This window comes from Alphaproteobacteria bacterium (assembly GCA_020638555.1).
In the GTDB taxonomy this organism is placed as follows: Bacteria; Pseudomonadota; Alphaproteobacteria; order Bin95; family Bin95; genus JACKII01.
The window spans coordinates 103,090-122,119 of the sequence record JACKII010000007.1 but is presented as its reverse complement, the minus strand read 5'-3'; the positions used below and the strand labels follow the sequence as shown (position 1 = coordinate 122,119).

Genomic DNA, 19,030 nt, shown 5'->3' with positions numbered 1-19,030 from the left:
TCTCATGCCCACCGTCGCCCATGATCGCCTGCAAGCCATCGGCGAAGCCCTGCTGAAGGCCGCCGGCTGCTCCGACTACGAGTCCGCCGTCGTCGCCAAAGGCTGTATCGGCGCCAATCTCGCCGGCCATGACAGCCACGGCATTATCGCGATCCCCACCTATATCGACCGGGTGAAGCGCGGCCATATCGTGCCCGGCGCGCCCTACGAGGTGGTGAAGGAATCCGCCAACCACATGGTGGTCGATGGCCATTGGGGCTTCGGCTTTGCGGTGACCGAGCGCACCATGCGCACCCTGATCGAGAAGGCCAGGACCTCGAACATCGCCGCCGCGACGGTCTATCACCAGAGCCATATCGGCCGGCTCGCCAATTACCCGCTGATGGCGGCGAACGAGGACATGATCGGCCTGATCACGGCGGATTCCGGCCGCTCGCCCAAGGCGGTGGCGCCGTTCGGCGGCCGTGAGGCGCGGCTCGGCACCAACCCGATCTCCATCGCCGTGCCCTCCGACCTGGGCGCGCCGCTGTTCCTCGACATGGCCACCAGCGCGGCCGCGGCCGGCAAGGTCGCCGTCGCCGTCGCCCGCGGCGAGGAGGTGCCGGACGGCTGGGTGATCGGCCCGGACGGCCACGGCACCCGCGACCCGAAACAGCTGCGCCAGGGCGGCGCGCTGCTGCCCCTGGGCGGCCCGGACGGCGGCTACAAGGGCACCGGCCTCGCCGTGATGGTGGAGATCCTCTGCGGCCTGCTGACGGGGCTCGGCTTCGGCGTCGACCCGACCGGCAAGCACAATGACGGCTGCTTCATGGCGGTGTTCAACGTCGCCTCGTTCCGCGATGTCGCCACCTTCAAGAAGGACGTGGCCGACTTCGCCCGCTATCTGAAAGAGACGCCGCCCGCCGCCGGCAGCAACGGCGTGCTCTATCCGGGCGAGATCGAGCATCTGAAGGAAGAGGCCCGCCGCCGCGACGGCATCGAGATCGAGGACTCCACCTGGGCGAAGCTGACCGAGCTCGCGACCGAATACGGGCTGAAGGACACGCTGGGGATGTAGGGCGCCGACGCGGTGCGCCCCCGTCCCGCTTTCCCGGACGTGGCGAAGCCGCGATCCGGGATCTCCGACCGATAGAGTTGCGGCGATCCGGGCCCGCTCGCCGATCGGGCGGCGGCGACCGGAGGCCTCGCCCATAGAGTTGCCGCGGCGACCGGAGGCCTCCCGGTCGGAGGTCCCGGCTCGCCCCCCGCCAAAGGCGGGCTCCGGCCGGGAAAGCGGAGAGGAATGGGAGTGTGCGGGCGGCTGCCAGGCCCATCCGCCTTCCCTCCCGGCTCCGCCCCACGCCAGGCTCGCCGCCAATCTTGCGCCCCTGGAGGAACCGCCATGCTCGGGCTGATGCAGGACGCCCCGTTGCTCACCAGCCAGACGCTGGCCTATGCGGCCCGCGTCTTTCCGCAGGGGGAGATCGCCACCGCCGAGGCCGGGCGTATCGTCCACCGCACCACCTACCGCGAGGCCGACGCGCGCGCCCGCCGGCTGGCGTCGGCGCTGGCACGGCGCGGGCTCGCCGGCGAGGATACCTTCCTGGGGGCGCTGGCCTGGAACACCTGGCGCCTGTTCGAGGTGATGCATGCGGTTCCCGGTGCGGGCGGCGTGCTGCACACCGCCAATCCGCGCCTGCACGAAGGCCACCTTGCCTACACCGTCAACCATTGCGGCGACCGGGCGGTGTTCGTCGATCGGGATTGCCTGCCGCTTGCCGAAGCCATCGCGCCGGACTGCCCCGGTGTCGAACACTGGATCGTCCTCGCCGCGGCCGACGAGATGCCGCAAACGTCCCTGCCGGGCGTCCTCTGCTACGAGGACCTCGTGAACGAAGGGGACTCGACCTTCGAGTGGCCGGAGTTCGACGAGCGCCGCGCCTCCACGCTCTGCTTCACCTCGGCGACGACCGGGGAGCCGAAAGGGGTGCTCTACAGCCATCGCGGCACGGTGCTGAACGTGCTGAGCATCGCCGGCAAGAACGGCTGGAATCTGGGCAAGGGCGACTGTGTGCTCTGCGCCGCCGCCTTCTTTCACTGCAATGGCTGGGGCATGCCCTATATGGCGCCGCTGACGGGCGCGAAAATGGTGCTGCCGGGCCGGGTGGTGAGCCCGCGCGCCATGCTGGACCTGTTCCGGGCCGAGGGCGTCACCCATTCCGGCGGCGTGCCGACCGTGCTGATGGACCTGCTGGGCGAACTCCAGCAGGACGGCGGCGACTTCGGGCCGCTGCGCCAGCTCTGGACCGGCGCGACCGCCCCGCCGGAGTCGCTGCTGCGCCGGCTGGAGGCGCTGGGGCCGAAAGTGGTCCACGCCTTCGGCATGACCGAGACCACCCAGGCGCTGACCATCGCCGTGCCGGACCCGCATGCCTCCGAGGCCGCGCGGCGGGCGGAGCAGCAAACCCAGGGCCAGCCGGTCTTTCTCTCCGCCGTGCGCGCGGTCAGCGAGGACGGCCTGGTGCTGCCGGCCGATGGCGCAAGCGTCGGCCTGTTGCAGGTGCGCGGGCCGTCGGTCGCCGCCGGCTATTTCCGCCGGCCGGACCTCTCGCCCGTGACCGTGGACGGCTGGCTCGACACCGGCGATATCGGCTCGGTCGGGCCGGAAGGGCATATGCGCATCTCGGACCGGGCCAAGGACGCGATCAAGTCCGGCGGCGAGTGGATCAGCTCCGTCGAACTGGAGAACACCGCCGCCGGCTGTCCCGGCGTCGCCGAGGCCTGTTGCATCGGCGTCGACCATCCGCGCTGGCAGGAACGGCCCTTGCTGCTGATCGTGCCCGAGGCCGGCGCGGCCGGCGCGGACGTGGACGAGGCCGCGGTGCGGGCCTTCCTGGACGGCCGCATCGCCCGATGGTGGATGCCCGACGCCGTGGTGTTCGTCGACCGCCTGCCGAAAAACGGCGTCGGCAAGGTGATGAAGGCCGACCTGCGCGCGCGCTATCGGACGGCTCTCACGGACCCTGCGGAATCGGAGGCCGGCCATGTCGCATGAAACCGAACGCGCCTTTCTGGCCATGCCCTTTGTGCCGATGCTGGCGGTCGCCGCGCCGGGGCGCGGGCCGCTCGCCGTGCCGGTCTGGCACGCGCTCGACGCAGAGGGCCGGCCCTGGTTCGTGACCGCCAAGGACTCGCCCAAGGCCCGGCTGATCGCGGCGGCGGGCCGCTGCACGCTCACCGCCCAGCGCGACCGCTCGCCCTACGCCTATGTCAGCGTCGAGGGGCCGGCACGGCTGGAGACCGCGGCCTATGCCGACATCCTGGAAATGGCCATTCGCTATGAGGGCAAAGCCGATGGCACCGCCTATGCCGAGAGCATGCGGGCGGAATTCGAGGCCGGCAGCCGCTGGCGCGTGACGCTGACGCCGGAGCGCTGGTCAAGCTACGGCCTCGGTGCGTAAGATCGCAACCAGCCGGCCCGTTCCAGAGGCCGCCCCGCAATCAGAGGAATCGCCACGCCATGGCCAAGCTCCCCACCGCCCCGCCGACCCCGTCCGGCGGCTCGCACTACCTGCATCCGCGCGCCGACTGGCTCGCCCTGTATGACGAGCCGGCGCTGGAGCCGGACCTGCCGATCATCGACCCGCACCATCATCTCTGGGAGCGGTCCGACTGGGTCTACATGCTGCCGGACCTGCTGGAAGACTGCAATTCCGGCCACAACATCATCGGCACCGTGTTCGTGCAATGCCGGGCCATGCACCGCGCCGGCGGCCCGGAAGAGATGAAAGCCATCGGCGAGACCGAGTTCGCCAACGGCGTCGCCGCCATGAGCGCGTCCGGCGGCTATGGCAAGACCGCGGCCTGCGCCGGCATCGTCTCGTTCGCCGATATGTTCCTGGGCGAGAAGGTCAAGCCGGTGTTGGAGGCGCACATCGCCGCCGGCAACGGCCGTTTCCGTGGCATCCGCCACATCGTCGCCTGGGACCCGGACCCGGAGGTGCGCAACCCCGCCTACGAGCCCGGCCAGCACGCGCTACTGGACCCGACCTTCCAGGCGGGCCTGAAACAGCTCGCACCGCTGAACCTGACCTTCGAGGCCTGGCTGTATCACCCGCAGATCCCGGACCTGACCCAGATGGCGCGGGATCTGCCGGACCTGAACATCGTGCTCAACCACATCGGCGGGCCGCTGGGCGTCAACGCCTATGCCGGCCATCGCGACGAGGTGTTCCGCGACTGGAACACGGCGATCCGCGAACTGGCCACCTGCCCGAACGTGGTGGTCAAGGTCGGCGGCATCGGCATGCGCCTGAACGGCTACGACTTCCATACCCGGCCGAAGCCGCCCGCGGCCCAGGAACTGGCGGACGCCTGGAAGCCCTATGTCGATACCTGCATCGAGGTTTTCGGCGCCGAGCGTTGCATGTTCGAAAGCAATTTCCCGGTGGACAAGGGCAGCTACCCCTATAGCGCCTATTGGAACGCCTGCAAGCTGCTGAGCAAGGGCGCCAGCGCCGCCGAAAAGCGGGACCTGTTCGCCGGCACCGCCGACCGCTTTTACCGCCTCGGCCTGTTGGGCTGACTGCCCTAGGTCCCGGAGGTGGCGGAGCCGCCATCCGGGGCCGGCGTTGGCGTGCGGACACCGGCGGCGCCGGTGTTCGTCTCCGCCGGCCGGTCCCGGCGCACCGCTCCGCGGCGGCCGGGAAACGCGATGTTCGGTCATGGGACGCACCGCATGGGATGCCGGGCCGGGACGGCGGGGCTACGACCGCCCCGCCCTTGCGGCCTCCGGAATGTCGCCCCAATTATCCGCAAGAAGTCTGAAGTTTGTAACGTCTGGCTGCCGCCATCGACCCTGCATAGGGCGGCAGCGGAAAGGATCGACCATGCGCACCCTGATGGGTTTCCTGCTGATCGCCGCCGCCGGATCGTGGCTCACGGCCTGCAACACCGCCGAGGGCGTCGGCAAGGACGTGAAAGCCACCGGCAACGCCATCGAAGAAACCGCGAAAGACGTGAAGAAGAAGCTCTAGCCAAAGACGCCCCGGCCACGCCTCATCACGCCACGCCTCATCCCGCCGCCCGACGGATGCGATCCATGCCGGCGATCATGCGGTAGCCGGCCTCCACCGTCGGCACTGGCACGCCCAGCCGCCGGCCGCGGGCGACCAGGTCGCCCAGGGTCTCGTCCACCTCCAGCCGCTTGCCCCGCTCCAGGTCCTGGAGCATGGAATGCTTGTGCAGGGGCGCATTGGCCTGGAAGAACGCCCCGGTCTCCAGGGCCAGCCGCAGCATCTCCGCCTCGTCCGTGGCGGCCAGGGATTCGGGGCTGGAATAGGGCGGCACCGGCTCCGGCACGGCGCCCTCGGCCTCCGCAATCGCCTGCACTTCCCGGTGGATGCGCGCGATGGTGCATGCAGTGTCGGGGTCGGAGAACACATGCACGCTCGGCTCGCGCGTCAGCGTGCTGACAATGGCCATGCCGGACCAGATGATCAGCTTGCTCCAGGTGGTCGACACGATGTCGGCGCTGCCGTGGGCGTTGATGCCCGCCCCGTTCAGCGCATCCACCACCGCCTGCGCCCGGGGCGAGACGCCGCCGGCCGGCTCGCCGACGGTGATGCTGGCATTGACGGTGAACAGCGCCACCCCGTCGTCGCGCACCGCACCGGAGAAGTTGGCAATCGCGCCCAGCACCGCTTCGCGCCCAAAGGTGGCGGCCAGCTGGTCGTCCTTTTGCACGCCGTTCTGCAACGACAGGCAGGAGGCCGGCCTGACATGGGCCAGTTGCTGCAAGGCCGCAGCGGTGTCGAAGGTCTTGACCGTCATGATCAGCAGGTCGGCCTCGGTCAGGGTCGCCGGGTCGGTGACGATCGGGCAGGCCGCCGTCACCTCTGCCAGCCCTTCCACGCGAATGCCGTTGGCGCGCAAATGCTCCGCCCGGGCGCCGCGTGCCACCAGGGCCACGTCATGGCCGGCCGCGTGCAACAGCGCTGCGGAAATGGAGCCGAGGGCGCCCGCGCCCATGACGATGATTTTCATCGGATCAGCCTCGCCATTGCGGATCGTTCGGGTTCCGATCAATCGGGGCGGGTTCCTTGCGCCAAGTCAATCCGAACCCTGTGGCCGAAGGGTAACATGCGAGGCGCTGCCTGTCGCGGGCAAGAGGTCATGCCACATCCCGCAAACGCAGGGCGGCCGATATCGTCTCCCCTCCCCGCCGTCACCGAAAGAGTTTCGCCATGGCCAAAAGCCCCACCGACATCGTCCGCCCGCACGCCCTTGCCGCCGCCGAGGAGGGCCTGAAGGCCGGCCTCGCCCTCGACCAGGTCGGCCGCGCCCTGCTGGACCAGGCCATCGAACTGCTGCTGAAGGAGCAGGCACCGGAAGCGGTGGCGAGCGAACTGGAATTCGTCGCCCGCAATCTGGGCGACGAGGAAGACAACAGCTTCATGCGGCCCTGAAGCTTCACGCCGCCCTCAGCCGGGCCCGGACGCCGGGCCCCTTGCGCCGGGCGGGTTCCGCGTTAGAGTGCGCCCATACGACGAAAGACCTGCATGTCTGTGCATGTCTATCCTCTACCGCGGAGCGACGTCCCCATGAAATTCGGCATTTTCTACGAACTGCAAATCCCGCGCCCGTGGGAGCAGCACAGCGAATACATGCTGCACCAGAATGCGCTGTCGCAGCTCGAACTGGCCGACCGGCTGGGCTATGACTATGCCTGGGAGGTGGAGCACCACTTCCTCGAGGAATACTCCCACTCGCCGGCGCCGGAAGTGTTTCTGGGCGCGGCCAGCCAGCGGACCAAGAATATCCGCCTCGGCCACGGCATCATCCAGCTGACCACCAACCACCCGGCCCGCGTTGCCGAGCGCGTGGCGACGCTGGACCTGCTTTCCAGCGGCCGCGTCGAATTCGGCATGGGCGAGAGCGCCAGCAACACCGAGCTCGACCCGTTCGGCGTGCGCTTCGAGGACAAGCGCGAGATCTGGGAGGAAATGGTTCAGGCCGTGATCCCGATGTTCTCGGGCGAGCCGGTGGAGTTCAACGGCAAGTATTTCTCCATGCCAAAGCGCCTGGTGGTGCCGCAGCCCCTGCAACGCCCGCACCCGCCGCTCTGGGTCGCCTGCTCGCAGTTGGACACGATCGAGATGGCGGGCCGGCGCGGCCTGGGCGCGCTGGGCTTCCAGTTCGTCTCGGCCGACGCGGCGCACGCCTGGGTCAGCGCGTATTACAACGCCATCACCAAGCGCCTGGACAAGCTGGCCGACTACCAGATCAACCCGAACATGGCGCTGGTCAGCTATTTCATGTGCGCCAAGACCGACGAGGAAGCGCGCAAACGGGCCGAGGGCCTGACCTTCTTCCAGTTCGCGCTGCAATTCTACGGCCAGTCGAAGACCCGCGAGCGGCCGCCGGCGGCCTCGGTCAATCTCTGGGACGAGTTCACCAAGTGGAAGGACGCCAACCCGGAGATCGTCGAGCGGGCGCTGCGCGGCGGCCTGGTCGGCTCGCCGGACACGATCCGCAAGAAGCTGCGCCGCTTCCAGACCAGCCATATCGACCAGGTGATCCTGCTGAACCAGGCCGGCAAGAACAGCCACGAGGACATCTGCGACAGCCTGGAACTGTTCGCCCGCGAGGTCATGCCGGAATTCCACGCCGAGGAGCCGGCACACCAGGAATGGAAGCGCCAGGTGCTGGCCGGCGACATCCAATTGGACGAGCTGGACACCTCCGACCACAAGGACCGCTACGGCCATCTGTCCAAGGTCGCACCCGGCCAGGGCAAGCCGGTGGCGGCGGAGTAGAGACACGGACTCCGGTGGGAATTCGGTTGTTGGCAACCGAATTCCCCTTTTATTTGAAACCGCAATGACCGGGGTCGGCCCTCCCGGACAATGAAGGGTGAAGGGTCGGCTGCAAACGCAACGCTGTCTGCTGAGAATGCATCGACCGGCAAAGGGGGCGGCCGAACGGTTCAGCCGTACTCGAATACGCCCCGCCCCGCCGCCATGCCAAGCCGGCCCCGGTCGATATACTCGGATTTGAGGAAGGCCGCGGCAGCGGCGGCCTGGTCGTCCTGATAGGCCGCGGCCCAACTGCTGGCGATGTGATAGGCGGCGTTCATGCCGACCATGTCCAGCATGCGCATCGGCCCGATTTCGGACTTGTTGCAAATCTGCCAGGTCCGGTCGATGCTCTCGGCATCGCACACGCCCTTGCGCAGCAGGTCGATGCCCGCGATCAGCCACGGGATCAGCAGCGAGTTCAGCACGTATCCGGGCTGTTCCTTGCGGACCTCGATCGGCACCAGGCCGATTTCGCCGGCGAAGGCGGTGATCGCGGCATAGCTCGCCGGCGCGGTCTGCGCCTGCCCCATGACCTCGCCGATATTGGCGTCCCACACATCGACGCAGAAATGCAGCGCGAGGAATTTCTCCGGGCGGTCGATAAAGCCGACCATGTCGCTGAGCAGCAACGACGAGGTGTTGGAGGCGAACAGGGTCTCCGCCGCCGCCAATGCGGAGGCCTGCTGCCAGAATTTCTGCTTGATCCCCAGGTCTTCGGGAACCTGTTCGATCACCAGACCGGCCCCGGCGAGCGCCGCTCCCAGGTCGGTGGTGTAGGAAATGCGCGCCCGAGCCGCCGCCACCTCTTCGGCCGTCCGGCGCTTTTGCGCGACGAACCGTTTGCCGAAATCCTCGTGAAACGCCCGGCTGCGCGCCAGGCCTTCGTCGAAGACATCGTAGACGGTCACGGTCTTGCCATGGGTCGCCGCCTGCCAGGCGACTTGCGATCCCATGACACCGCCGCCCGCCACCACGATTCGATCGATCCGCATGCGCCTGCACCTCCTCAGCGTCGCTGCCCCCGTACCCTTCGCCCAAACAGGCCCTTCGCCCGAACGGGTACTGCCTTATGCTAGCACGCGAGTGGACGCGTAACAAAGTACCGGATTCGCTTACCCGGCGTCGGGCGATGCCTCTGCCGCCGTCAGGATCGCCCGGAATCGGTCGTGGTCGCGGTCGCCGAAGCAGACGAACACCACGCGCTCAATGGTCGGCAGGCGGGCGGTTTCGCCCCGCACCGTCGCCAGCGCGATGCGGCACGCGCGCTCGAACGGGAAGCCATAGACGCCGGTGGCAATGCTCGGAAAGGCGATGGAGCGGCAGTCATACCGGACCGCCAGCCGCAGGCTGTTGCGATAGCAAGCCGCCAGCGCCGGGTCGTCGTCGCGGGCGCCGGACCAGATCGGCCCGACCGTGTGGATCACATGACGCGCCGGCAGGCGGTAGGCGCCGGTGATCCGCGCCTCCCCGGTCGGGCAGCCGCCCAGCGTCCGGCACTCCGCCAGCAACTCCGGCCCGGCGACGCGGTGGATCGCACCGTCGACCCCGCCGCCGCCCAACAGCGAACTGTTGGCGGCGTTGACGATGGCGTCGACGGCAATGCGGGTGATGTCGCCCTGGAGCAGTTCGAGTTGGGCGGGCATGGCTGGACCTCCGGCAAGCGGGCTTCGGCTCGGATCGAAACCACGATAGACTGCCCGGCAAACCCGCCAAAGTCCCAAAAGGAACGCCCGCAAACCATGACCCTGACCGATCGCATCCTGGCCGTGCTCGACGTGCTCGGCATCGCCCGCGCGCACGTGGCGACGCAACTGGCCGGCGACATCGCCGGGCTCGCCGCCGCCCATCCGGACCGCATGGCCGGCGTCGCCCTGGTCGCGCCCACCCGCATCGACCCCACCGCCTTTGCCGGCCTGGGCGAACGCCTGCTCTATATCCGGCCCGAAGGCGGCATGCTGGCCCGCACCGCCGCCAGCGCCCTGCCCCAGTTGCCGGCGGCGCAAACCGCGCTGCTGGAGGGCTATGCCGCCGAGGGCTGGACCGATCTCGGTGCCGACCGGCCCGATCTCGTCGACCGCATTGCCGCCCATATGACGGCCATCGGCGGCGCCGATACCGGCAGCGGTCCGGAGCAAAGCGGCGAGGTGGCCGACATCCGCTACCACGTCTTGGGCCAGGGCCCGGTGCTGCTGCTGACGCCGATGGCGCTGGCGCCCTCGCAATGGGAGCCGCTGCTGCCGGCGCTGGCGGAGCGCTTCCGGGTGGTGGCGCTCGCCGGGCCGAAGCTCGGCATGCTGGCGCTGCTGGAGGAGCGCGCGGCGCTGGCCGACTGGCGGCGCATGTGCGCGAGCCTGTTCGACGATCTGGCGCTAGCGCCCGGCGCTTCCGTGCTGGATGTCGGCTGCGGCAGCGGCGCGGTGGCGATCCAGTTCGCCCGCCACACCGGCGGCCGCAACCCGCTGACCGCCCTGGACCTCAGCCCCTATCTGCTGGGCGAGGCGCGGATCGCGGCGGCGAAGGCCGACGCCGCCATCGCCTTCGCGCCCGGCAGCGCCGAGACCCTGCCGTTTGCCGCCGACAGCTTCGACGCCGCCTACACCATCACCGTGCTGGAGGAATGCGACGCGGCCAAGGCGCTGGCGGAGTTGAAACGCGTGGTGAAACCGGGCGGCCGCGTCGCCGTGGTGGTGCGCGCGACCGAGATGCACCAGTGGTGGAACCTGCCGGTCTCGCCGGAAACCCGGGCCCGGTTCAGCCTGCCGGCGCAGTCGGTCTCCGCCGCCGGCGTCGCCAGCGCCAAGCTGTACGACCTGGCGCTGGCCGCCGGTCTGGAGCCGGTGCGCATGGGGCCCTACACCGTCTCCAGCGAGCGCACGGACGGCCCGGTGCTGGGCCAGCCGGAAGCCTATGCCCTATCCCTGCTGACGCCGGCCGAACGGAAAGAGTATTTCGCCGCCAAGGCCGAGGCCATCGCTGCCGGCACGTTTTTCATGACCCGCGGCCATCACGTGTTCGTCGGCACCGTGCCCGGCTGACGGACGCGGCCGCCTCAGGGCCAGACCTGCGGCAGGCGGGTGGCGAGCCAGCCGACCAGGGCGGCGTTGACCGCGACCGGCTGTTCCTGGGCCATCCAGTGGCCGGACGCGATCACCCGTTCGGTCAGGTCCGCACACAGCGCCCGCATCGGCTCGCCCAGGCGCGAATCGACGCTTTCGCAGGTATAGTCGTAGCGGGCGGCCAGGAACAGCACCGGCATCGCCAGCCGCCCGCCACCGGCCGCGCTCTCGGCATAGGCGGCGTTGGCGGCGTGGTTCATATACCAGGAACTGGGGCCGAAAAAGCCGGTGCGGGCCAGGGCGGCGGCATAGACCGACAGGTCTGCCTCGCTGACCACGGCGGCGTCGCGCGGCACGTCCGGGGGCAAATCCGCACCGCCGAACCAGCCGCCGTCGCGACGCACGAACGCGGTCCGGCTCGCCTGGCCCAGCCCCTTGGCAGAGCCGCTGCGGAACAGCGCCTTCACGGCGCGGTAGGGATCCGCGTCGAACGGAGCGATGGCGGCCGCGAAATTCTCCTCGTAGAAGCGCTGGTATTCCCACTGGCCGACGGGAAACTCCGCCTCCGGATACACGCTGCGGTCGATCAGCGGCAGGGCCGGCTCCAGCCCGCGGTCGAGGGCGCCATAGGGGACGCAGAGATTGGCGACGCCGTGGCAGCGCGCCGGATGATGGGCGGCCAGGCTCCACACCGCCGGCGCGCCCCAGTCATGGCCGACCCAAACCGCCCGGTCGATGTCCAGCGCGTCGGCGAGCCCGATCAGATCGCCGACGATCGGGCGCAGGCCATAGTCCTCGTGCCGGTCATAGACGCTGGAACGGCCATAGCCGCGCATGTCCGGCGCGATGGCCCGGAAGCCCAGCCCGCCGAGGCAAGCCAATTGGTGGCGCCAGCTATGGGAGAGTTCGGGCCAGCCATGCACCAGGATCACCGGCGGCCCGTCCTCCGGTCCGGCGGCCAGGAAGAAAGTGGTGTGGCCGTTGGTGCGAACCACGTGTTCCGTCACGGTCATCATGCATCGGCGCCCGGTTGCGGTTTCCGTTGCCGCAGCATAGAGGCGTAGTCCCGCCCCCACAATCGACCTGGGCCCGGCCATGGAATACCCAGGCCGGTTGCGGCCCGGCTCCGGCCACAAAAATACCCAGGCCGGCTTCGGCCTGGGTCTGTGCTCTCTCGGGACTTCGCCTCTTTCGATGAAGCCAACCTAGCACCGCTTTCGCCGGCCTTCTGTGATCGTGGTCACACTTTTGCCAAACTTCGCACCCTGCGCCGGCGGGGACCGGATGGGCGTTCGGCGGACCGGAACGGACGCGCGCTTGACCTGAGACCGCCGCCGCCGCATGAATCGTAGCCCAATCGTCCCAGACCTGGGCCTTCAGGAGGAACCGCCATGGCCGAAACGCTGCGCAACGAACCGAAAGTCACCGAGGCGCTGGCCGAGTTCGCCGCCACCCTGACCTTCGACCGCATCCCGGTGGAGGCCCGCACCGTCGCCCGCCACTGCCTGCTCGACATGGTGGGCGTGACGCTCGCCGGCAAATCCGAGCCGCTGAGCCAGATGCTGCATGCCCAGGTCGAGGACGAGGGCGGCGCGCCGCACGCGACCCTGATCGGCTGGGGCGAGAAGACCTCGACCAGCCAGGCCGCGCTCTACAACGGCTCGGCCGCGCACGCGCTGGACTATGACGACGTGCTCGGCATTTTCACCGGCCACCCGACCGTCGCGGTCATGCCGGCGGTGCTGGCGCTGGCGGAACGCCACGGCAAGGACGGCAAGGCGGTCATCACCGCCTTCGTCGCCGGCGTCGAGGTGCTGGCGCGCATCGGCGGCATGATGAGCAAGGGCCATTACGCCCGCGGCTGGCATTCCACCGGCACGATCGGCGCCATCGGCGCGGCGGCCGGCTGCGCCAACCTGCTGGGCCTGGATGCGGAGGCGACCAACCGCGCCATCGGCATCGCCGCCAGCCAGGCCGCTGGCCTCAAGAGCAATTTCGGCACCATGACCAAGCCGCTGCACGCCGGCAAGGCGGCGCAGAACGGCCTGCTGGCCGCGACCCTGGCGGCCCGCGGCTTCACCGCCCGCGAGAACACGCTGGATATCGCCCAGGGCTTCGGCGACACCATGGCCGAGGGCGTCGACATCGAGCGCGCGCTGGAGCGGATCGGCGAGTTGTTCCACACCCAGGACACGCTGTTCAAATACCATCCGGCCTGCTACGGCACCCACGCGCCGACCGAGGCGGCGCTGCGCCTGCGCCTGCAGGACGGTTTCGACCCGGCCCTGGTCGAGAAGATCGAGATCAACGTGCCGACCAACGCCATCGGCATGTGCGACATCGCCGAGCCGAAAAGCGGCCTGGAGGCCAAATTCTCGCTGGCCCACAATGTCTCGCTCGGCCTGCTGAACAAGGCGGACGGCAGCCTGTCGCTGTATCAGGACGAGACATTCGAGGTCGACGGCGTCGCCGACCTGCGCCGGAAGGTGGTGGTGCACGGTCGCGAGGACTACGAGAAATTCTTCTCCGAGGTGGTGGTGACCCAGAAGGACGGCACCGTGCTGCGCCAGGAATTCGACATCGGCCAGCCGATGACCGACCTGGGCGAGCAGGAGGCCAAGCTGGAAAAGAAATTCCGCGCGCTGGCCACACCGCTGCTCGGCGCCGAAAAGGTGGACGGCATGGTCGCCGCCATTGCCGGCCTCGAAGACCAGGCGGCCATGGCCGGCTGGCTCGCCGACAGCCGGTTCGGCTAAGCCGCGCGCAGAGAGGGTTTATGCTGAACGGCAAACGCATTCTGCTGATCATCGCGGGCGGCATCGCTGCCTATCGCAGCCTCGACCTGATCCGCCGCCTGCGCGAGCGGGGCGCGGACGTGCGCTGCGTGCTGACCCGAGGCGGGGCGGAGTTCGTGACGCCGCTGTCGGTCGCGGCGCTCAGCGAGAACAAGGTCTATCAGGACCTGTTCAGCCTGACCGACGAGGCGGAGATGGGCCATATCCGCCTCTCGCGCGAGGCCGACCTGCTGGTGGTCTGCCCGGCGTCGGCCGATCTGCTGGCCAAGATGGCGCACGGCCATGCGGACGACCTCGCCTCCACCGCGCTGCTGGCGACCGACAAGCCGGTGATGGTCTGTCCGACCATGAATGTGATGATGTGGCAGCACCCGGCCACCCAGGCCAACATGCTGACGCTGGAGGCGCGCGGCGTGTTGCGGGTCGGCCCCGGCGCCGGCAACCTCGCCTGCGGCGAGATCGGCACCGGGCGGCTGGCGGAGGTGATGGACATCGTCGCCGCCATCGAGGGGTTTTTTGCTGCCGAGGCGGCGCCGAAACCGCTCGCCGGCCGCCATGCCCTGGTCACCAGCGGCCCGACCTGGGAGGCCATCGACCCGGTGCGCTATATCGCGAACCGCTCCAGCGGCAAGCAGGGCCATGCCATCGCCGCGGCGCTCGCCCGTCTGGGCGCCCGCACCACCCTCGTCTCCGGCCCCACCGCCATGGCGGACCCGGCCGGCGTCGACGTGGTGCGGATCGAAAGCGCCCGGCAGATGCACGACGCCTGCCACGCCGCCTTGCCGGCGGATATCGCGGTCTGCGCCGCCGCGGTGGCGGACTGGCGCGTCGACCTCGACACCGACAAGAAGATCAAGAAAGACGGCAAGGGACCGCCGCCGCTGCCCTTGGTGGAAAATCCGGACATTCTGAAAAGCCTGGGCTCGCTCGCCGCCAACGCCCGGCCGCGCCTGGTGGTCGGCTTTGCGGCCGAGACCGGCAATGTCGTCGCCTATGCGCGCGACAAGCTGGGCCGCAAGGGCTGCGACTGGATCGTCGCCAACGACGTCTCGCCCGGTACCGGCACGTTCGGCGGCGATGACAACACCGTGCATCTGGTCTCGGCAAACGCGGTGGAGGACTGGCCGCGCATGACCAAGGCCCAGGTGGCGGACCGGCTGGCCGACCGCATCGCGGCGCAGTTCGGCGAGGCCCTGGCGGACGCGGGGCGCGCGTGAGCGCCGCCGTCCGTGTCCCCGTCCCCGTCGCCGTCCGCGTGCTCGACCACGCGGCGAACCTGCCCCTGCCCCGCTACGAGACCGCGCTAGCGGCCGGCTGCGACCTGCTGGCCGCCGTGGCCGAGGGCGCAACCGTCACCCTCGCACCGGGCGAGCGGGCGCTGGTGCCCTGCGGCATCGCCATCGCCCTCCCCGCCGGCTATGAGGCGCAGGTGCGGCCACGCTCCGGCCTGGCGCTTCGCCATGGCGTGACCCTGCTGAATGCGCCCGGCACCATCGACGCCGACTATCGCGGCGAGATCGGCGCGATTCTCATCAACCACGGCGTCGCCCCCTTCACCGTGGAGCGCGGCCTGCGCATCGCCCAGCTGGTGCTGGCCCCTGTCGCCCGCGCCAACTGGCAGCCGGCCAGCGACCTGGACCGGACCGAGCGCGGCGCAGGCGGATTCGGCTCGACGGGGGTTTGACGACGCTTGAGCACGGCCCTTTTTCGGGACGTCATTGCGAGGAGCCCGGATCCATCCGGGCGACGAAGCAATCCATCGGCGGCCGACGTCATGATCCTGCCCGCAGTACACATCATGACCAATGACCGCGTGGGTGGATTGCTTCGGCCGCGCTGCGTCCTCGCAATGACGCCCTCGGGAGTTGGTGCTAGTGTTCGTTCCGGCGTCGTTGCGAGACGAAGCCGGAGCAATGACGCCAGATGAAGATATGGTGACCCCATGATCGACTGGACCGACGAACAACTCGAACGCTATTCCCGCCACATCCTGCTGCCGGAGGTGGGCGGCATCGGCCAGGAGAAGCTGCTGGAGGCCGCGGTGCTGGTGGTCGGCGCCGGCGGGCTCGGCGCGCCGATGCTGCAATACCTGGCCGCCGCCGGCGTCGGCCGCATCGGTGTGATCGACGGCGACACGGTCGACCTCTCCAACCTGCAACGCCAGGTCATTCACCGCAGCCGGGACGTGGGCGTGTCCAAGGCGGAGAGTGCCGCCCGCATGATCGGCGACCTGAATCCGGACGTGCGGGTCGATGTCTACCGCGAGCGCCTGACCGCGGCGAACGCCCTGGAGGTGCTCGCCCCCTATGCCATCGTCGCCGACGGCACCGACAATTTCGCGACCCGCTATCTGCTGAACGACGCCTGCCACCTGGCCGGCAAGACCCTGGTGTCCGGCGCGCTGCTGCGCTTCGAGGGCCAGTTGTCGACCTTCAAGAGCCACCAGGGCACCGGCCATCCCTGCTATCGCTGCCTGTTTCCGGAGCCGCCGGCGCCCGGCACGGTGCCAAGTTGCTCCGAGGCCGGCGTGTTCGGCGCGGTCGCCGGCGCGGTCGGCGTGCAACAGGCGGTGGAGGTGCTGAAGGAAATCCTGGGGATCGGCGAGAGCCTCTCCGGCCGGTTCCTGATGTATGACGGCCTCTACACCGAGTGGCGCAATATCAAGCTGCGCAAGAACCCGGCCTGTCCGCTTTGCGGGGAGCAGCCGACCATTCGGGACCTGTCGCTCCATGCCTGACCAACCCGCCCTCGGCCTGGTGATCCAGAGCGGCCGCGTCGACCGGGTGCATTACGCGCTGCTGTTCGCGACCGGGGCGGCGGCGGTGGGCCGGCCGGTGACGCTGTTCTTCACCATGGCCGGCTGCCGCGCGCTGGCGGGCCTGGACGCCCTGCTGCCGGCCGAGGACGGCACCGCGCCCGGTGCCTACGACGACGCGCTGACCGCCAAGGGCATCGCCGGCTTCGCGGAGTTGTGGGAGAGCCTGGAAGCCCTCGGCGCCCGGTTTCAGGCCTGCGACAGCGGCCTGGTCGCCTCCGGCATGTCCGTACCGCAGGGCGTGACGGTCACGGGCGTGGTCGGATTCCTGGCCGATGTCGGCAGCGACGCGCAATTGCTTTGGGTTTAGCCCCCTAGGCAGGCTAAGCAACACCGCGTAGCATTCGCAACCGACTTCCAATATCGTCACCACAAGGAACGCCCGCCGATGTCCCTGATCAATACCGAGAGCCTCCGGACCCTGTTCGATCCGCAATCGGTGGCCATCATCGGCGCCTCGTCCGAGCCGACCAAGATCGGCGGCCGGCCCATCGACAACATGAAGATCGCCGGCTTCCAGGGCCGGATCATCCCCGTCAACGCGCGCAGCAAGGAAATCCAGGGCCTGCCGGCCGTGCCCTCGCTGCGCGACGTGGCCGAGCCGGTGGACATGGCCATCGTCGTCGTGCCGCAACCGGCGGTCCTGGATGCGGTCACCGCCTGCGTCGAGAAGGGCGTGAAGTCCGCCATCATCCTGTCCAGCGGCTTTGCCGAGATCAACGAGGCCGGCGCCAAGGAACAGGCGCGCGTCGCCGCCATTGCCCGCGAGGGCGGGTTGCGCATCATGGGGCCGAACTGCATGGGCACCATGAACGCCAACACCGGCATGATCGCCACCTTCGCCAACCTGGCCGGCATCAAGCCGCAGACCGGCGGCATTTCCGTCGCGAGCCAGTCCGGCGCGTTCGGCGCCCATTGCTACACGGTCATGCGCGAACGCGGCTATGGCATGAATCTGTGGGCGACCATGGGCAATCAGTGCGACGTGGATTTCTCCGACTGCCTCGCCTTCATGGCCCAGGACCCGAACACCGACGTGGTCATGGGCTATATGGAGGGCATCACCGATGCGCCGCGCATGCTGGAGGCGCTGGAAATCGCCCGCGCCCACAAGAAGCCGGTGGTGCTGATGAAGGTCGGCACGTCCGACGTGGGCAGCGCGGCGGCGGCCTCGCACACGGCCTCCCTCACCGGCTCGGACGCGGTGTTCGACGCGGTGCTGCGCGACTACGACGTCTATCGCGCCCGCACCTATGACGAGATGTTCGACGTCGCCTATGCCTGCTCGGCCAAGAAATTCCCGACCAAGCGCGACCTGGGCGTGATCACCGTCTCCGGCGGCGTCGGCGTCATCATGGCCGATGCGGCGGCCGACAAGGGCTTCGACCTGCCGCCGCTGCCGGAGAGCACGCAAAAGCGGCTGAAGGAAATGGTGCCCTTCGCCGGCACCCGCAACCCGCTGGACGTCACCGCCCAGCTGGTCAACGACCCGACCATCATGCAGCCCATGTTCGAGTCGCTGCTGGGCGACGGCGGCTACACCAACGCCATTTGCTTCATGGCGAGCGTCGGCCTCTATCCGACCATGATGGAGAAGCTGCAACCGGCGTTCGAGGCGGTGGCGAAGGAATTCCCGGACCGGCTCATCACCTTCTCCGCCCTCACCCGCCAGGAAACGCGGCAGCCGCTGGAGGAGCTGGGCTATCTGGTCTACGAGGACCCGGCCCGCGCCATCAATGCCATGGCGGCCATGGTGCATTTCGGCGAGGCCTTCTATGGCGGCAAGGTGCGCCAGGCGCCACCCGCCCTGCCCGCCGGCGCGCCCAAGGTGCAGGCCGGCGCCCAGCTGAACGAGTTCGACGCCAAGAAAATGCTGGCCGCCGCGGGCGTGCCGGTGGTGGACGAGCGCATCGTCCAGTCGGCCGAGGCCGCCGCCGCGGCGGCAAAGGAGATCGGCTTCCCGGTGGTCGCCAAGATCGTCTCGCCCGACATCCAGCACAAGTCGGAGATTGGCGGCGTGCTGCTGAACATCGCCGACGAAGCCGAGGCCGCCGCCGCCTTCGACACGCTGATGCAACGGGGCCGCACCGCCGTGCCGACCGCGCGGCTGGAGGGCGTGCTGTTCGCACCCATGGTCCAGGGCGGGGTCGAGACCATTATCGGCGTGCAGCGCGACCCGGTGTTCGGCCCGGTGGTGATGTTCGGCCTGGGCGGCATTTTCGTGGAGGTGCTGAAAGACGTCACCTTCCGCCTCGCGCCCTTCGGCGTCGACGTGGCGCACGAAATGATCCGCAGCGTGCGCGGCTATCCGATGCTGGAAGGCGTGCGCGGCGCGCCGCCGGCGGATGTGGACGCGCTCGCCGAAGCCCTGGCCGCGGTCTCGGTGTTCGCGGCGGCCAATGCCGAGACGCTGGAAAGCATCGACCTGAACCCGGTCTTGGTTCGCCCCAGGGGCGAAGGCTGCGTCGCCGTCGACGCGCTGATCGTCGCCACGGCGGACTGACCGCACCCGAACCCATCCGATCG

At 69.2% G+C, this 19,030-nt stretch carries 18 protein-coding genes; 14 read left to right on the top strand and 4 right to left on the bottom strand.

Features of this window, described 5'->3' with window-relative positions:
* Positions 1–4: 4 nt before the first annotated feature.
* The 5 genes from H6844_19795 to H6844_19775 all read left to right on the top strand — a co-directional run bounded on the left by H6844_19795 (position 5) and on the right by H6844_19775 (position 5,015).
* Entirely contained in the window at positions 5–1,057 is a 1,053-nt protein-coding gene (locus H6844_19795) for an Ldh family oxidoreductase (protein MCB9931646.1), read from the top strand.
* A 324-nt stretch (positions 1,058–1,381) separates the two neighbouring features.
* Positions 1,382–3,034, top strand: coding sequence for a long-chain fatty acid--CoA ligase (locus tag H6844_19790; protein ID MCB9931645.1), 1,653 nt, complete (start codon positions 1,382–1,384; stop codon positions 3,032–3,034).
* Complete coding sequence (locus tag H6844_19785; GenBank protein MCB9931644.1) at positions 3,024–3,440, top strand: pyridoxamine 5'-phosphate oxidase family protein; 417 nt, start codon at positions 3,024–3,026, stop codon at positions 3,438–3,440. Before H6844_19790 ends, H6844_19785 begins: the two co-directional genes overlap by 11 nt.
* A gap of 59 nt (positions 3,441–3,499) precedes the next feature.
* The gene (locus H6844_19780; GenBank protein ID MCB9931643.1) at positions 3,500–4,564 is read left to right on the top strand and encodes an amidohydrolase family protein; all 1,065 of its coding nucleotides are present in this window, start codon (positions 3,500–3,502) and stop codon (positions 4,562–4,564) included.
* Between the two features lie 304 nt (positions 4,565–4,868).
* A complete protein-coding gene (locus H6844_19775; protein ID MCB9931642.1) occupies positions 4,869–5,015 on the top strand; it encodes an entericidin A/B family lipoprotein in 147 nt (48 codons plus the stop codon).
* 37 nt (positions 5,016–5,052) lie between these two features.
* Here the strand turns inward: H6844_19775 and H6844_19770 are convergent, their stop codons facing one another.
* Positions 5,053–6,066: a ketopantoate reductase family protein gene (locus H6844_19770; GenBank protein ID MCB9931641.1), complete on the bottom strand. Its 1,014-nt coding sequence runs from the start codon at positions 6,064–6,066 to the stop codon at positions 5,053–5,055.
* A 158-nt stretch (positions 6,067–6,224) separates the two neighbouring features.
* Between H6844_19770 and H6844_19765 the strand changes: the two genes are divergently transcribed.
* Both H6844_19765 and H6844_19760 read left to right on the top strand, forming a co-directional pair.
* On the top strand, positions 6,225–6,446 hold the full coding sequence (locus H6844_19765) for a hypothetical protein (GenBank protein ID MCB9931640.1): 222 nt from the start codon (positions 6,225–6,227) through the stop codon (positions 6,444–6,446).
* 135 nt (positions 6,447–6,581) lie between these two features.
* Positions 6,582–7,796, top strand: coding sequence for an LLM class flavin-dependent oxidoreductase (locus tag H6844_19760; GenBank protein MCB9931639.1), 1,215 nt, complete (start codon positions 6,582–6,584; stop codon positions 7,794–7,796).
* 170 nt (positions 7,797–7,966) lie between these two features.
* Here H6844_19760 and H6844_19755 read toward each other — a convergent pair whose 3' ends face one another.
* Together H6844_19755 and H6844_19750 are read right to left on the bottom strand one after the other, a co-directional pair.
* Complete coding sequence (locus H6844_19755) at positions 7,967–8,830, bottom strand: 3-hydroxyacyl-CoA dehydrogenase (GenBank protein MCB9931638.1); 864 nt, start codon at positions 8,828–8,830, stop codon at positions 7,967–7,969.
* Positions 8,831–8,950: 120 nt separating this feature from the next.
* Positions 8,951–9,481, bottom strand: a complete 531-nt coding sequence (locus H6844_19750) for an O-acetyl-ADP-ribose deacetylase (GenBank protein ID MCB9931637.1) — start codon at positions 9,479–9,481, stop codon at positions 8,951–8,953.
* Positions 9,482–9,577: 96 nt separating this feature from the next.
* Here H6844_19750 and H6844_19745 point away from each other — a divergent pair, with 96 nt between their 5' ends.
* On the top strand, positions 9,578–10,873 hold the full coding sequence (locus H6844_19745) for a methyltransferase domain-containing protein (protein MCB9931636.1): 1,296 nt from the start codon (positions 9,578–9,580) through the stop codon (positions 10,871–10,873).
* Between the two features lie 14 nt (positions 10,874–10,887).
* On the opposite strand, the gene H6844_19740 is transcribed toward H6844_19745, so the two are convergent.
* Complete coding sequence (locus H6844_19740) at positions 10,888–11,907, bottom strand: alpha/beta hydrolase (GenBank protein MCB9931635.1); 1,020 nt, start codon at positions 11,905–11,907, stop codon at positions 10,888–10,890.
* 378 nt (positions 11,908–12,285) lie between these two features.
* Here H6844_19740 and H6844_19735 point away from each other — a divergent pair, with 378 nt between their 5' ends.
* The 6 genes from H6844_19735 to H6844_19710 all read left to right on the top strand — a co-directional run bounded on the left by H6844_19735 (position 12,286) and on the right by H6844_19710 (position 19,007).
* Positions 12,286–13,650 carry an MmgE/PrpD family protein gene (locus H6844_19735; GenBank protein MCB9931634.1) on the top strand — a complete coding sequence of 455 codons (1,365 nt, stop codon included), beginning with the start codon at positions 12,286–12,288 and terminating at the stop codon, positions 13,648–13,650.
* 20 nt (positions 13,651–13,670) lie between these two features.
* Positions 13,671–14,906, top strand: a complete 1,236-nt coding sequence (gene coaBC, locus H6844_19730; GenBank protein MCB9931633.1) for a bifunctional phosphopantothenoylcysteine decarboxylase/phosphopantothenate--cysteine ligase CoaBC — start codon at positions 13,671–13,673, stop codon at positions 14,904–14,906.
* Positions 14,903–15,373: a dUTP diphosphatase gene (dut, locus tag H6844_19725; protein MCB9931632.1), complete on the top strand. Its 471-nt coding sequence runs from the start codon at positions 14,903–14,905 to the stop codon at positions 15,371–15,373. Before coaBC ends, dut begins: the two co-directional genes overlap by 4 nt.
* Positions 15,374–15,631: 258 nt before the next feature.
* Positions 15,632–16,426 (top strand): molybdopterin-synthase adenylyltransferase MoeB, encoded by a 795-nt coding sequence (moeB, locus tag H6844_19720; GenBank protein ID MCB9931631.1) that lies wholly within the window; start codon positions 15,632–15,634, stop codon positions 16,424–16,426.
* A complete protein-coding gene (locus H6844_19715) occupies positions 16,419–16,814 on the top strand; it encodes a DsrE family protein (GenBank protein MCB9931630.1) in 396 nt (131 codons plus the stop codon). The genes moeB and H6844_19715 overlap by 8 nt, the downstream gene beginning before the upstream one ends.
* 78 nt (positions 16,815–16,892) lie before the next feature.
* Complete coding sequence (locus H6844_19710) at positions 16,893–19,007, top strand: acetate--CoA ligase family protein (GenBank protein MCB9931629.1); 2,115 nt, start codon at positions 16,893–16,895, stop codon at positions 19,005–19,007.
* Positions 19,008–19,030: the final 23 nt, after the last annotated feature.

Bases quoted from the DNA above. Each gene is read 5' to 3' on its own strand.
- H6844_19765 (MCB9931640.1), top strand. From the start codon at position 6,225: ATGGCCAAAAGCCCCACCGACATCGTCCGCCCGCACGCCCTTGCCGCC.
- H6844_19715 (MCB9931630.1), top strand. From the start codon at position 16,419: ATGCCTGACCAACCCGCCCTCGGCCTGGTGATCCAGAGCGGCCGCGTC.
- moeB (MCB9931631.1), top strand. From the start codon at position 15,632: ATGATCGACTGGACCGACGAACAACTCGAACGCTATTCCCGCCACATC.
- coaBC (MCB9931633.1), top strand. From the start codon at position 13,671: ATGCTGAACGGCAAACGCATTCTGCTGATCATCGCGGGCGGCATCGCT.
- H6844_19790 (MCB9931645.1), top strand. From the start codon at position 1,382: ATGCTCGGGCTGATGCAGGACGCCCCGTTGCTCACCAGCCAGACGCTG.
- H6844_19710 (MCB9931629.1), top strand. From the start codon at position 16,893: ATGTCCCTGATCAATACCGAGAGCCTCCGGACCCTGTTCGATCCGCAA.
- H6844_19775 (MCB9931642.1), top strand. From the start codon at position 4,869: ATGCGCACCCTGATGGGTTTCCTGCTGATCGCCGCCGCCGGATCGTGG.
- H6844_19795 (MCB9931646.1), top strand. From the start codon at position 5: ATGCCCACCGTCGCCCATGATCGCCTGCAAGCCATCGGCGAAGCCCTG.
- H6844_19780 (MCB9931643.1), top strand. From the start codon at position 3,500: ATGGCCAAGCTCCCCACCGCCCCGCCGACCCCGTCCGGCGGCTCGCAC.
- H6844_19740 (MCB9931635.1), bottom strand. From the start codon at position 11,907: ATGACCGTGACGGAACACGTGGTTCGCACCAACGGCCACACCACTTTC.
- H6844_19735 (MCB9931634.1), top strand. From the start codon at position 12,286: ATGGCCGAAACGCTGCGCAACGAACCGAAAGTCACCGAGGCGCTGGCC.
- H6844_19755 (MCB9931638.1), bottom strand. From the start codon at position 8,830: ATGCGGATCGATCGAATCGTGGTGGCGGGCGGCGGTGTCATGGGATCG.
- H6844_19750 (MCB9931637.1), bottom strand. From the start codon at position 9,481: ATGCCCGCCCAACTCGAACTGCTCCAGGGCGACATCACCCGCATTGCC.
- H6844_19760 (MCB9931639.1), top strand. From the start codon at position 6,582: ATGAAATTCGGCATTTTCTACGAACTGCAAATCCCGCGCCCGTGGGAG.
- H6844_19785 (MCB9931644.1), top strand. From the start codon at position 3,024: ATGTCGCATGAAACCGAACGCGCCTTTCTGGCCATGCCCTTTGTGCCG.
- H6844_19745 (MCB9931636.1), top strand. From the start codon at position 9,578: ATGACCCTGACCGATCGCATCCTGGCCGTGCTCGACGTGCTCGGCATC.